The sequence below is a fragment of the Aquimarina mytili genome, assembly GCF_016735115.1.
GTDB lineage: Bacteria > Bacteroidota > Bacteroidia > Flavobacteriales > Flavobacteriaceae > Aquimarina > Aquimarina mytili.
Window position 1 is genome coordinate 699,668 of sequence record NZ_JAERQJ010000003.1, and the last position, 15,944, is coordinate 715,611.

Consider the following 15,944-nt stretch of genomic DNA (forward strand, 5'->3'; position numbering starts at 1 on the left):
GATTACATTCAGGGCCAGTTTGGTAACATGACCGATATAAGGTTATCTTTTTATTGTTTTATAATTTTAAATACTTCTCCTTTATTCACTGTAATAAAATAGACCCCTTCTGGCAATCGTTCCATTGGTAATATTAATTGTCCAGATGTTACAGTATACTCATCAGAAGAAACCAAAACTCCTAAGGCATTATACATTGCTACCTGTATCTGAGTACTCGCACCATTTGGAATAAAGAGTGTGGTATTTCCTTGAGTTGGGTTTGGAGCAATACGCATTTCATTAATCAGATTTACTTTGGTAAATAATTTCCCTTCGCACTCAACTTTAGATGATATAATCAATTCATCGCCATGTTGCACATCTACAGTAAAAGTCTTTGTAGTGTACTCACCTATAACCTCATCATTAATTCGCGCTATATACGGAGCAGTACCTGTAGTTACCTCAACGTTTACTTTTGCCGCTCCTGTTTCGGTAATGAGCTCGGTCTTTCCTGTTAAGCTTTCTGCGTCTTGGATCACTGCTTCAAAACACTGCTCGCAATTGGTAAAACCATCAACTCCAATACAAACCGGATAGGTACCTGGTGGTAAATCTCCTACTTCTAAAGATGATGTAAAACTATAGTCTATGCCATTGATTGTAGTGGTATATGCTAATGCTGTAGTAGCCGTTATGCTTAATATCCCATTATTTTTATCGACACAAGTTTCGCTAGCCGTAGTTATTGTAAAATTATTAGCCGGCACACTAAGGATTGGACATGCTCCAACTACATTAACTATTCTGGTAACTTGAGTAGCCATTTCACCGCTTGCACTTGTCGCATCATAGGTAACCGTATACATGCCCAGCTGATTTACATTAACGGGTGTAGCATCAATGGTTAACATGGCACCATAGGTTACATCTGCTCCTAGTTCGGTATATACATTGCCTTGTATTATCGTCTGAGGATTACCACCAAGCAATGTAATCACCGGTGTAGGGCAACTTAACCCTCCATCATTAATCGTCCAATTATAAGGAGCACTTGTTAACGTATTTACCGCATCGACACTTAAACAGTGTGCTACATCGGCATCTAACGTTAAATTAGAAGGAATTTGAGTTTCTCCTGCTTCTAAGGTTGCCCATCCGATCAACGTTTTATCATAATTTTCTTGGGATAAACCAGAACCTATAAATATCCTTTTCATATTTGTAACACTTGAAATATCCCAATTGGATAGATCCTGATCAAAGGATGATGCACCTTCAAATAATTCTTCTATATCTTGAACTTGACTAAAATCCCAATTACTCAAATCCTGGTTAAAAGAAGTAGCTCCGTAAAACATAGCATACATATATTCTACAGTTCCTAAGGTCCAATTACCAACAGGCTGGTTGAATGAAGTAGCATTATAAAACATATATGCCATATCTGTAACCGTGGCCATATTCCAATTAGAAATATCCTGATTAAATGCGAAAGCTTCTTCAAAAGCAGAATCCGTTCTTAAAAGATTCGTAAATACCCAACCACTAATATCTTCGTTAAAAATAGAACACTCATAGAACATACCATGAATATACTCTATAGTAGACATATCCCAGGAACCAATAGTATCTTTAAGATCCTCAAAATTTGTACATTCTCCAAACATACTGGTTAATTCAGTAACTTGTGTAAAATCTGGAATATCATCAGCATTTAACTTCAAGTTCTCACAACCATAAAAGGCTTCTCTAAAGCTGGTCCATTGTATATTTCCCCATTGTTCTATTGATCTTATTTTGTCTTTATCTCCAGTGTTATCAAAGTTGATTCTAGGAAAATCTCCAACGATCTTTACAGTATACGTTCCTGCGGTTGCATATTGATGCATAGCATCGCCCGTAAAACCGGTCTCTATAGTTCCATCTCCCCAGTCTATCCTATAGTTATATCCTGAATCCTTAGTCGGTATGGTAATAGATTCATTAGCTGTAGTAGTTTGCCAGGTAGTAATAAAGAAATCCTCAGGACAACCTTTTCCTCCATCTGCAATTGTCCAATTGTACGGAGCGCTCGTTAGGGTATTTCTAGCTGTTTCTCCTAAGCAATACGGTATTCCTTCTGCATGAAAAATTACTCCAACCGGAATTTTAGTTTCTCCACCATCTAATCTAGCCCAACCTATTAACGTAGCATCATAATTCTCAGTAGACATACCCGAATTACTAAACATATGCTGAATTGAGTTCGTATTTTCTATTACAGAACTGATATCCCAATCTCCTAAGTCCTGATCAAAAGCTGTGGCTCTCTCAAAAGTATTATTGATATTACCTAAATTCTTTGTATCCCATCCGCTGATATCCTGGTTAAATGCAATAGCATCTCTAAACATATTTGCAAAACTTGTTGCTTCGCCTGTATCCCAATTTGAGATATTACCATTAAACGCAGTCGCCCCATCAAACATAGAACCGAAACGTTCTCCCATAGCTGTATTCCAGGAATTAAGATTTTGATTAAAACGAACATTCCTAAAGAACATAGATGAGAAATTCTTTACGTTGGTTACATTCCATGAATCTATATTTTCGTTAAAGTTTGAGCGGCTGAACAATGAAGTCATCATTTCAACGGTACTTACGTCCCAATTCCTCATGTTACCACCATTATCTACCAAAGCAGTAGTTTGTTCAAACATCCATCGCATACTGCTTACCAAACTAAGATCTGGAGCATCAATTGCATTGATTACCAAATTACTACAACGTGAAAAAGCACCTTCCATGGAAGTCCATTGTTGTACTCCCCATTGTTCAACGGATAAGATTTTCTCTTGGTTTTCAAAATTAAATCTAAAGCTAATCCTAGGAAAATCTCCAATAATCCTTACAGTATAAATTCCTGCAGTTACATATTGGTGAGTTGCATCTCCTGCAACTCCACTTTCAACCATACCATCTCCCCAATCTACTGTATAATCGTATCCACTCCCTGTAGTAGGTATGGTAATAGCTTCATTAGCCACAGTAGTTTGCCAGGTAGTAATAAAGAAATCTTCGGGACAACCTTTTCCTGCATCGTTAATTGTCCAATCATAAGGAGCACTAGTTAGGGTGTTTCTTGCAGTTTCTCCTAAACAATAAAAAGTACTAGCATCTAATTTTACATCTGCCGGAATTCTTGTTTCTCCAGTTTCTAAGGTTGCCCAACCTATCAGTGTAGCGTCGTAATTTGTTTGAGACATTGCCGAACCTATAAGCATACCATCCATTGAATCCCTGCTTGTATTACTTATATCCCATGCTGCAAGATTTTGATCAAAAGTAGTTGCATTTAGGAACATAAAATCAAAATATTGTGCCAGTGCCACATTCCACATTCCAATAGGTTGATTGAAAGCTGTTGCTCCATCAAACATATTGGTTAGATCATTCGCTTTCTCAGTATTCCAGTTATTTAAAGGTTGATTAAATTCCGTATTATTTTTAAACATACTAGAAAAGTCTTCAACCTTACTTACATTCCAACCATTGATGTTTTCGTTAAACGGTGTATCTTCAAATAGACTGGATATGGTAGTTACGTTCTCTAGATTCCAAGTACCTATATTGTTTTTTAAATCTTCAAGACTTGTACAACCTAAAAATGTTCTATACAAGGAAGTAACAAGAGTCAAATCTGGAACGTCATCAGCATTTAATTTCAGATTAGTACATCCCCTAAAAGCATTTGCCATAGAAATCCATTGTATACTTCCCCATTGTTCAATCGATCTTATTTTATCTTTATCTCCAGTGTTATTAAAGTTGATTCTAGGAAAGTTGCCCGTAATCTTTATGGTATAATTTCTTGCATTCGTATAGGTATGTGATGGCGCTGTATCTGTGGTTACTGCTTCTACGGTATTATCCCCCCATTCAACCACATAACGATACGATTCACCGCTAACAGTAGGTATGGTAATGGTTTCATTAGCAGTAGTAGTTTGCCAAGTAGTGATAAATTTTTCATCCTCTGGGCATCCTAATCCCAAATCAGAAATTCTCCAGTTATAATCGTTTACTAACTGAAATCGTTCTACAAAAGCATCACAATATCGGGTAAGATCGATAGATACATTTACATCACGAGGAATTCTGGTTTCTCCCGCATCCAATGTTGCCCATCCTTGTAATGTTTTATCATAATTTTCTGTGGAAAAATTATTGGTAGCCAAACTATTTGTTGTGATAAAAGATCTCATGGTTACGGCTTCACTAATATCCCAATTCCCTAAGTTCTGATCAAAATTTGGACATACATAAAACATCGCATCAAAATTTCTTACTTTGGATACATCCCAATTTCCGATATCGTGATTAAAACCAGATTGAATGAACATCGCATTCATATCTTCTACATTTCCGGTGTCCCAGGTACCTATAATATCTTGTAAATCTTCAAAATTGGTGTTTTTCGCAAACATTCGTCGGGTAGTAATAACTGCACTAAGGTTAGGAGTATCGGTGGCATTTAATTTAAGATTAGCACAACCATTAAAGGCTTGCGCCATAGATTGCCAAGCTATAGTGCCCCATTGTTCTACAGTTAAAATTTTATTTTTACTTCCCCCATCATTAAAGAAAATCCTTGGGAAATTTCCGGTAATTTTTACAGTATATGTTCCAGCTGTGGTATATTGGTGTGTAGCATCTCCTGTAAATCCATTTTCAACGACTCCATCTCCCCAATCTACTGCATAATTGTACCCACTACCTGTAGTTGGTATGGTAATCGATTCATTAGCTGTAGTGGTTTGCCACGTAGTGATAAAGGCATTTGTAAAATCACATCCAAAACCACCATCAGTAATTGACCAGTTATATGTTGATGATGTTAATAGATTTCTAGCTGATTCTCCTAAACAAAATTTTAGATTTCCAGCTCCAAAGGAAACATTTAAAGAAAGAGATTCTCCACTTTCCAACGTCGCCCAACCGATAAGTGTAACATCATAATTTTGATCAGACATACCCGTACCATTAGTAAAAATATCTGTAAAATCTGACACATTACTAATATCCCAATCCCCTAATGATTGATCAAAAGACTTCGCATCAGCAAAAGTTTCTATTGCTGATTCTAGATTCGTAGTAACCCATTGATCCAAAGGATAATTAAAATCTTCACAAGCCTGAAACATATGATCAATACTCTTTACACTACTAACATTCCAAGTATTGATATTCTCATTCATAAAAGCATTACGAAACATACTATTCATTGAGCTAATGGTACTTACATTCCAATTTCCTATATTTCCACCATTATCAATACAGGATCCATCTTCGAACATACTCTCCATGGAGGTTGCATCGCTAAGATCAGGAGCATCGGTTGCATTTATTTCTAAGGATCCACAACCCTTAAATGCACTTTCCATAGAAGTCCACTTGTTACTTCCCCATTGCTCGATCGTTTGAATTTTTCGGCTATCCGCATTACCATTAAAACGCATATGATTAAAATTACCATAAATACGAATGGTATATGTACCAGCGTTTGCATAGGTATGATAGGCTTCTTCCGTTTCATTTGTAATGATACCATCACCCCAGTCTACTTTAAAATCAAGTCCTGTATCTACAACAGGAAGCGCTATTTCTTCATTATTGCTATCTATCCTCCAAGTGGTAATAAAGAAATCAGTTTCGGAACAAGTGGTTCCTACATCATTAATTGTCCAGTTATTTGGCGCACCTGTTAGGATATCTCTTGCTTCTTTTCCTAAACAATATGTTGCATTAGTACTAAATCGTACATTATTTGGAATTTTTGTTTCGTCAGCATCTAATCGAGCCCATCCTATCAATGTAGCATCATAATTAGCTTGTGATATCCCAGAATTTAATAGCATATCAGTCATAAAAAACTGCACTCCACTCAAATTCCAATTACCTAAATTTTGATCAAAAGCGGTTGCGCCATTAAATGTATTTCTAAAGAAAGCAATATTTTTAGTATCCCAATTACTAATATCTTGATTAAATGAAGTAGCTGATGCAAAAGTGGCATCCATAAAGAATACCCCACTTGTATCCCAATCTCCAATATTTTCATTAAAAACTGTACATCCTTCAAACATATTTGAAATATTTGTACTTGTAACCATATTCCAATCTCCAATTTTGTCTTTCAAGTCTTCAAAATTGGTACAATCTTTAAACATGTTGATTGTAGAATTAATTGCAGATAAATTTGGTACATCATCAGCATTTAATTTAAGATTAGCACAACCCTCGAATGCATTTTCCATGCTTTCCCATGCGATGGTTCCCCACTGCTCAACAGTCAGTATTTTATCAGCCTCTGCATTATTATTAAAATATATTCTAGGGAAATCTCCTGTAATTTTTACTGTATATGTTCCCGCAGTAGCATACTCGTGGGTTGCATTTCCTGTAAGTCCGCTTTCAACAGTTCCATCACCCCAATTTACTCTATAGTCATATCCAGAACCATTAGTAGGTATGGTGATACTTTCATTGGCTGTAGTAGTTTGCCAGGTAGTGACAAAGAAATCGGTTTCAGCACAGCCAGAAGCGATTCCTCCATCTGTAATTGTCCAATTTAATGTATTGATATCTGTTAAAGTATCTCTTGCATTTAATGCTTCACAATAGCTTACTCTATCAGCATTTAATACAATATTGGATGGTACTTGTGTTTCCCCTGCATCTAAACTTGCCCATCCAGTTATTGTAGCATCATAATTAGTAGGTGATAACCCTGAATTGCTTAACATTCCAGACATGTCAAGAATGTTACTAATGTCCCATGACCCTAATGATCTGTCGAAATTATTAGCACCTAAGAACATATCTCTCATGTTATTTACCATACTTACATCCCATTTATCAATAGGTTGATCAAACGATCTTGCTCCTGCAAACATTCCTGTCATGTTCACAAATTCTGAAGTGTTAATGGTCCAGTTAGAAATATCTTGATTGAACTTTCTGGCATCTCCAAACATGTTCAAAAAACTGGTTACTTTGCTTACATTCCAATTGGTAATATTACCATTAAACTCTGGGGTGTTAGAAAACGTAAAGCTCATTCCCTCAATGTTACTTACATCCCAATTGGATAAATCGGTAGCATCAAAAGCTACACAATCATTAAACATTCTACCTAAACGAGTTACTTGAGATAAATCAGGTGCGTCTGTAGCATTATAACGCAAATTTCTACATCCCCAAAAAGCATTTCGCATACTTTCCCAAGCAATAGTTCCCCATTGCTCAATAGATAGAATCTTGTCTTTATCTCCAGTTGCATCAAAATAAATTCTGGGGAAATCCCCTAAAATCTTAACTGTATATGTATCCGCATTAGCATAATTATGTGTAGCGTCTCCTGTAAATCCAGTTTCGATTGTGCCGTCACCCCAATCTACCGTATAATTATATCCGGTTCCTGTAGTAGGGATGGTAATTGATTCGTTGGCAGTAGTGGTTTGCCAGGTAGTAATAAATTCGTTTTGCGCGTTCGAGAAGTTCACAAAACTAACCATAAAAAATAGTGCAATGTAAAAGTGCTTCATAAGGGGGTATGTTCTTGTTATACTAGATTTTTGAGCTTGATTTTGATTGAAAGCTTCAACCCATAGGTTGGTAGATTCAACATAAAATCGTGGGCAAAATTAAGATTATTTTAAGAAAAATACTGCTATACAGGGGTTGCAAGGAGTGTTAAAATATGAATTGACGTGATAATGCGACAGGATAATTTGAAGCAGGTTTACATTTTAAGATCTCGATACAATTTTCATTCGTTCTCACTTCTGAAAATTACTTGATCTGACAGAATTAATACATTCTGTTTACAGGCTCATCAAGTGTTTCTTTATTGTAGCGTAACCAAACCATTTGTCTATCGAAATCTATAAACCCAATAATCAATTCCTTGGATCAGTACTACCTGCTTTCTTAATAAACTCAATAATATCTTTTTTGGAGTCGACCCCTATTTTTTTTCGGATACGAGATCGGGAAGATTTTATGGCCGAAACTGTAGTACTTTGCAGTTTACTAATCTCTGTTGAGTTGAGTCCCAAAGTCATTAAACAGAGTAGTTCTTTTTCTTTCTCTTTTAATTGGGGGAATTGCTTATCTAGAATCACTTTAAAATCCAAACTTACTTTATTTAGATAGGATTGTAAATCAGTAGTTGTTTTTTTGGTGGCTCTTTCTGAAAGTAAGGAAGCCGACAGCGAATGTAATGCCTTAACACGTTCTTTTTCATTTTCTAATTTGATAATTTCACGAATCTCACCTAAAGTTTTGTTGAGAACTTCTTGACGTATTGAGTTATCGACCACTACTCTTTTAAGTTCTTTTTCTTTAGTAACCAGAGCAAGCTCTGCCTTCACCTTTTCGAGCTGTTCTTTTTGTAATTTACTTTTGGACAATGCGATACGATGTTTTGCATTTTTTCTAGTCAACCAAAAAATAATGCCCCCCAAAACCATTGCTATGGCAAACAAGATAAGATACAATCGTTTTTTAGCGGTTTCACTTTCTAAACGTAGTTGATCGGCTTGTTTTTCTTTTTCAAATTTATAATTGAGTTCTAACGCTGTGGTGCGCTTCGCTTTTTCTATATTATTAACAGAATCATTATAGGTCTTATAGATTTTATAATCTTGTAATGCTTGCTGATACTCCTTTCTTGTTTCATTAAGGTTACTTCTGCTATAATATTGCTTGAGTAACAATTCTTTATGCTTCAGCTTTTTAGCAACTGTTATGGCACTATCTAGATAGGGTAGAGCTTTATCATACTCTTTAAGTGCATTATACAATACGGCAACATTTAGGTAACTAATGCTTAATTCACTCTTATCCTGTATATTCTTTGAAATCCCTACATTTTCTTTATAAATCGCAATAGCCTTATCAAACTCTTTGTTACTGTAATAAATTGCAGCTAAACCGCCATTAACCTTAGCTATTCTGTTTTTTGAACAGGGTAATGCTTTTACTTTTAGAACATGAATAAGGCTAGAATCATTTTGTTTATTGGTATAGTATGTAACCGCTAACATATGATGGGATACGGCTAAACTTTCAACATCTTCCAACTTTTCTTTAATCGCAATAGCTTCTTTAAAATATTGTTTTGATTTTTTATACTCTTTTTGGCGTCTGTAAAACATCCCTAGATTATGTAAAGCCAATCCAATGGTAACAGAGTCCTTTATACTTTGACTGATGTCTAAAGCTTCAAGATAGTTAGATAATCCTTTCTCGGCATTACCCTGTTTATTTTCTAAAATACCTAGATAGTTGAGTGCCTCGGCATTACTTTTTTGGTAATAGTACCCCTCTTGATTATCTTTTAAAAATGCTAATACCTCATTAAGGATTATTCTAGAGGTATCTACATCAAACCAGTGCATTTGTTTTACCAGTTTAATCTTATAATCAATCCGGGCAGAATCGGTAGTTGCTATTTTTATTTTATGTTTTAATATATTCGCAAGACTATCATGAGATTGCGAATACATCGAAAAGCAAAGCAAGAAGACACTTATGTATATGGATGTTATTTTCAATAGATCGTTTTTTGGTAACACGTTGGTTTCACTTCAAAAATACATCATAATATCTTTGCAACCATAATATAACCTTTTTGCAACCTCTATAACAGAAACTAAGTAAGTACACACGACTAAATTTCAATTCTCTATTTCAAAAATAATGAGATATGCACAACAACCATTATTACTGACCCGCGCATGCCTTTTATCCATCCGCGCAGCGCGGGAGGGTCACCCTATGCCGCTGATCGATATGCAAGTGCCGTTGATCGAGAAAATAGGTGCGCGGACGGGTTACCCCATACCGCTGGTGGATATCCGGATACCGTTGATCGATAACATGGTTGTGTAGAGATGCGATCTATATACGCGGAAAGGTTACTTACTAGCCTGACCCCATAAAACCTTTTAAGGAATAAGAAAATCAACAAAAAAACCACTCAATTGAATGAATGGTTTTTTGTTTAAGTATATTAAATGATCTCAAAACATTATTCGATCACCATTTTCTTAGTATCTATTTTTTGACTTCCCACATATAAAGTATAGAAATACGTTCCAGATGCTAATCCTTCGCTATTGATATATAATTCTCCGTCACCTGTTTGTTTGAGCGCAACTGTGGATACCAATTGACCAATCGAACTGCTAAATACCACTGAAGCATTCGTAATCCCTGTAGGCAAATAATACTTGATTGAGGTGGTCCCGTTAAACGGATTTGGAATATTTTGGTATAAAATCGGTGTATTACCTTTATTAATACTCCCTGTAGTATCACAAGCACAACTTTCTAACGCTTCTAATCTAGACTCTAACGCTGTCATTTGATTTTGTAAACTTTCAATTTCGCTTTGAGCATCTGTAAGATCGGATTCTAAAGATGCTACCACTGGTGATAAGTCTACCGTTACTACATTTCCATTCTCGATCCCAAGGGTTAACCGATTATTCGTTAGTGTAACCGAAGTAAGATTTTGATTATCTGTTCCTACTCCATCCTGTAATACGGAAAGATCAATAGTATTTCCTCCTGAAATACTTAAGTTTCCATTAGTAAGACTTAGTCTTTGCGCATCGGTGTTATCCAAATAACCTGAAAGATCTACTGTAGAAGCATTACCAGAAATACGCAACGTATTGGTGACTAATGATATTCCTTGCGCATCAGTATTATCCAGATATTTCGATAAATCTACATCAGTAGCATCGTTAGTTAGACTCAAAGCATCACCCGATAAGGTTAAATCTTGTGCATCGGTATTATCTAAATAACCGGAAAGATCTACTGTAGAAGCATTACCAGAAATACGCAACGTATTGGTGACTAATGATATTCCTTGCGCATCTGTATTGTCCAGATATTTCGATAAATCTACGGTAGTTGCATCGTTGGTTAAGCTCAAAGCATCACCCGATAAGGTTAAGTCTTGAGCATCGGTATTATCTAAATAGCCGGAAAGATCTACTGTAGAAGCATTACCAGAAATACGCAACGTATTGGTGACTAATGATATTCCTTGCGCATCGGTATTGTCCAGATATTTTGATAAATCTACGGTAGTTGCATCGTTGGTTAAGCTCAAAGCATCACCCAATAAGGTTAAGTCTTGGGCATCGGTATTATCTAAATAGCCGGAAAGATCTACTGTAGAAGTATTTCCAGAAATACTCAATGTATTGGTGGCTAATGAGATGCCTTGCGCATCTGTATTATCCAGATATTTCGATAAATCTACATCGGTAGCATCGTTAGTTAGACTCAAAGCATCACCTGATAAGGTTAAGTCTTGAGTATCGGTATTATCCAAATAACCTGAAAGATCTACTGTAGAAGCATTACCAGAAATACGCAACGTATTGGTGACTAATGATATTCCTTGCGCATCTGTATTGTCCAGATATTTCGATAAATCTACATCGGTAGCATCGTTAGTTAAACTTAAGGTGTTTCCTGATAAATCCAGATCTTGATTGTCTGTATTCGAAGAAGCTGTGCTTACCCATGCCGTTCCATTCCAAACAAAAAGATTTGCCACATCGGTATCATAAACCATTAATCCGGCATCAGAAACCCCTAAAGGATTTCCACTTGCTGCTGCTGTTTCCATAGCAGTTCGTTGCGCGGTTGTTACTCTATTTACTAAAAAACCTTTATCCGTATCTGCTAATTCAAGAGAAGCATTTTGATTCGCTGCAACCGTACCAATACCTACACTTACCCTATTGGTTGTGGTATTACCACCCAGCGCCATGGTGTTTCTGGTTGTTACATTCACATTATGCCCTAATACTATAGAATAGGGTTGGTTTACTTTACTCAATGCCCCTATAACTATGGCACCTATATTTCTTCCTCTTGCTTCTGCATTATGCCCGATGACTACTTTTTCAGTCCCTTGTATTTTAACAGCACTCCCCATAAAAACATTGCGCTCATTTCTTGCCGATCCCGATGATCCTAAATCCAGAAAATCGGCATTCCAACCTACACCAACATTATCAGAACCATATCTATTACTTCCACCAGCGGTAGCCCCTACATAGGTGTTTCTATTGGAGTCGTTGGTACCTCTAACTCTATTATTATCAAAACCTGCCCCATAGCCTACAAACGTATTTCCATGAGAATTGGTACTATTTGCACCTGCATCGTACCCCAAAAAAGTATTTGCTCCACCAATAGTATTATCTTGTCCGGAACCTGCTCCAAGAAATGTATTTCCTAATCCTGTAGTATTATCAGATCCACTAGCCTCTCCTGCAGAAGAAATATCATAAGAATTATCGATATTTTGGAGTGCAGTATGTATTGTAGTAGTAGATCTTCCTCCCATAAAGGTATTTCCACTCGCAGTAGTATTATCAATACCTGCAAACCTGCCTATAAATACATTATCAGATCCTGTAGTGGTATTTTTTCCTGTATCTTCTCCTATGAATACATTACGATCACCGGTTGTTAGATCTTTTCCTGCTTCTTCACCAATAATTGTATTATCATTGCCTTGGGTCAAATTCATACCAGCCTCTTGCCCAATAATCACATTATCTCCAGCGCTATTATATCTTGCAACAGAATTACCTATGTATACATTATCAAAACTGTTTGTTGTTTGATCAGCAGTAAACACACCTATGATGGTATTATCAATATCACCATCTAAATTGGCTCCCGCCAAACCACCAATTAGTATATTCCTTAAGCTGGAAGTTAAATTTCCTCCTGCTCCCGGGCCAAAAATAAAATTCCAATCCCCACTTGTTATTTGAGAACCAGGATTATACACCTCACTTGCATCATAAGGTTCAGGAGTACTTGTCCCTACACTATTTTGATCAGGAATTATGTTAGCGCCGTTAACTTGATTATTGGTTTGCGCTTGTGATTGCATTGTGGATAAGAAGCAGATTATAGCTGAAATACGTAAAAGTCTTTTCATATAATGGGGTTTTTCAATTAAGGTAACAAAAGTACATTAGTAGTTGAGAAAAATCGAATAAAAGGGGGTTGCAAAAGGGTTTCAGTATTCGTTTTATGTCTAATACATTACTTTTTAGGATTCTGACAAAAAGTAAAAACCACTCCATACTACATGTAACGGAGTGGTTTAGGTCGGTTTTATATACCATAGAGATTTACTCTATGACCATTTTCTTAGTATCTATTTTTCGACTTCCAGCATATAAAGTATAGAAATAAGTTCCGCTAGACAGCCCATCACTATTGATGTATAATTCTCCGTCACCTGTTTGCTTTAATGCTATCGTAGAAAACACTTTTCCAACCATATCGCTAAATACTATCGAAGCATTTGTAATTCCTTCTGGTAAATAATATTTAATAATAGCAGTACCATTAAACGGATTAGGAATATTTTGATATAATATTGGAGTATTTGACTTATTTAATGGTGTTTGACTTACGATATTTTGCTCTAGAGCTTCAAGACGACGAAGTAAATCATCTATCTGTGTTTGCTGACTTTGATTTTCGGATACTAAATCTGCAATTTCTTGCTGTGCGTTAACAAGATCAGTTTCTAAGGGAGTGACTATTGGAGCTAAATCTACCGTAACTGATGCTCCATTTTCGATTTCGATCGTAAGATCGGTGTTGTTTAAACTCGCTGAAGTCAAACTCTGGTTATCTGTATTTATAAGGGCGGAAAGGTCTACTGTATTTCCGTTAGAAATACTTAAATTTCCATTGGTCAAATTCAACATTTGTGCATCGGTATTATCCAAATACCCAGACAGATCCACAGTAGTTCCATCATTGGTTAAACTTAAGGTATTCCCTGATAAATCTAAATCTTGATTATCCGTATTATCAAGGTATTTTGCAAGATCTACGGTAGTACCATCATTAGTTAAACTCAATGTATTATTGGTTAAATTCAAATCTTGTGTATCGGTATTATCTAAATATCCAGATAGATCCACAGTTTTTGTTGCTACACCATCATTTTCTAATGACAATTCCAGATTGTTTCCGTTTAGTTGAAAAGCATCTATGGCTTGATTGTCTGTATTATCCAGATACTTAGAAAGGTCTACCGTAGTGCCGTCGTTGGTCAAGCTTAATGTATTATCCGTTAAATCCAAATCTTGTGCATCAGTATCAGTTACCCATGTAGTACCATTCCAAGTATATACTTTGTTTTCTTCATTATCATACACCATCATGCCATTTTCTCCTGTACCTAGACTTGCTGCAAAGGTTGTACGTTGATCGGTAGTCATTCTGTTGATCAAAAGCCCTTTACTGGTAGAACTCATATGTATAGAAGCATTTGAATTTGGTCCCCAAGTACCTATACCCACAGTACCACTCGCTCTTAACGTTAGCGTATTTTGTGGAGTTTTTGGTTGAATTCTAAAAGGAAGTTTACTACCGTTAGTAACATCTCTAACAAAAAAGTTCGCTTCGTTTCCGGCTACGTCCCATGCCTGGGTTCCAAAACCACCATTTTGCCCTAAACGTATGGTAGGAGTATCATTATCCAAAATATTAAGCTCTATACCTCCCGGGCTATTGGTCCCAATCCCAATGTTTCCATTATCTGCGATACGAAATGCATTGTTAGGTGCTCCTGCATCGATTCTAAATGGTGTTTTATTTCCTGTAGCATCATCGACAGCAAAGTAATTATCTCCACCATTACTGCTATCATTAAAGGTAAATCGCCAATCATTTGATGGGAAAGAAGCGCTTCCAGAGGTATCATCAAAATACATTCTTAGGTTATCTTCGCTCATCACAAAAGTGTCGAACCCAAAACTATGTCCATTTTGTGCATTCCCCCCTATTTGCATAGAGCCTTGCACAATAACATCGGTAGTAAAAAGTTGGGAAAAAACAGTGGTAGAAAAAAGTGTAAAAATTAATGCTGTGAGTAGTTGTTTTATCATATTCCAAGGGTTTGATTTTTGAAGCGGCAAAAATACTTATTAACTTTTCTTTAAGAAAAATTAATCTGTTAAATATTACGTTTTGATATTTAGAATTATAGCCTCAAAAATATCCTTTACATACATATTATAATATTCGTAGCCCTACGTATTTATGATCCTTGTTTTAATCAAATACCCACTCAAACTATTGAGTGGGTATTTGGTATTATAAAAGCAACGGATCCCTTACTTTCCGCTAAAATCTTTGGTTTTGACTATTCGGTTCTAAAGTTCCATACCTGGCTCATCGCAGCATTTTGATTGCTATCTTTAACCACTACACGCCAGTAATATATCGTACTTGGTGATACCGTTATTTCTAATTCTGAAGCTGTTATATCCTCTTCTATTAAGGTTGGCGAAGCAATTGCGCCAAAATATACATCATACGATAAACTATCATTATCAGCGTCACTTGCCTCCCAATCTAAAGTGATAGTGGTTCCCGATACCCGGTCTCCCAATCCCGGGCTTACGAGTTCTGGAGCTGTAGGGATGGTATTTACCGCTGCCTCAGGTTCTGTAAAAAAACTTTGCACTTCTGAATACACGCTATCATTACCTTTGTCATCTCTTGCCTTTACACGCCAATAATAAGTAATCCCTTGCTCTAAATCAAATACCTTTTTTGCGTCTGTGGTCACCGCGGTAAATAACACCGTAGCAAAACTATCTGTTGCTGCAATCTCTATTACATAACTTACTGTATCTCCATCAGCATCGGTAGCCGTATTCCAGGCAAATTCTAAATCAATACTAGCACATGTTAAATTATTTGTCGGAAACACCAGTTTAGGTATCGTCGGAGCTTCGTTTTGAACCAATGAAACCGGAGCTCCATCATCATCGCTGCTACATGATAGTACTAAAACAACACTAACTAAGGCTATAATGTATTTCTTTACTCTTTTCATCTTC

Annotated in this window: 5 protein-coding genes; all 5 read right to left on the bottom strand. The window is 36.3% G+C overall.

Annotated elements, in window-relative coordinates:
• Positions 1 to 50: 50 nt before the first annotated feature.
• The gene (locus JJQ60_RS10395; RefSeq protein WP_201919372.1) at positions 51 to 7,571 is read right to left on the bottom strand and encodes a BspA family leucine-rich repeat surface protein; all 7,521 of its coding nucleotides are present in this window, start codon (positions 7,569 to 7,571) and stop codon (positions 51 to 53) included.
• Between the two features lie 354 nt (positions 7,572 to 7,925).
• A complete protein-coding gene (locus JJQ60_RS10400) occupies positions 7,926 to 9,584 on the bottom strand; it encodes a tetratricopeptide repeat protein (RefSeq protein ID WP_201919374.1) in 1,659 nt (552 codons plus the stop codon).
• Between the two features lie 476 nt (positions 9,585 to 10,060).
• Positions 10,061 to 13,012 (bottom strand): T9SS type A sorting domain-containing protein, encoded by a 2,952-nt coding sequence (locus tag JJQ60_RS10405; protein WP_201919376.1) that lies wholly within the window; start codon positions 13,010 to 13,012, stop codon positions 10,061 to 10,063.
• Between the two features lie 196 nt (positions 13,013 to 13,208).
• The gene (locus JJQ60_RS10410) at positions 13,209 to 14,984 is read right to left on the bottom strand and encodes a T9SS type A sorting domain-containing protein (protein WP_201919378.1); all 1,776 of its coding nucleotides are present in this window, start codon (positions 14,982 to 14,984) and stop codon (positions 13,209 to 13,211) included.
• A 257-nt stretch (positions 14,985 to 15,241) separates the two neighbouring features.
• Positions 15,242 to 15,940: a fibronectin type III domain-containing protein gene (locus tag JJQ60_RS10415; RefSeq protein ID WP_201919380.1), complete on the bottom strand. Its 699-nt coding sequence runs from the start codon at positions 15,938 to 15,940 to the stop codon at positions 15,242 to 15,244.
• Between the last annotated feature and the right edge of the window lie 4 nt (positions 15,941 to 15,944).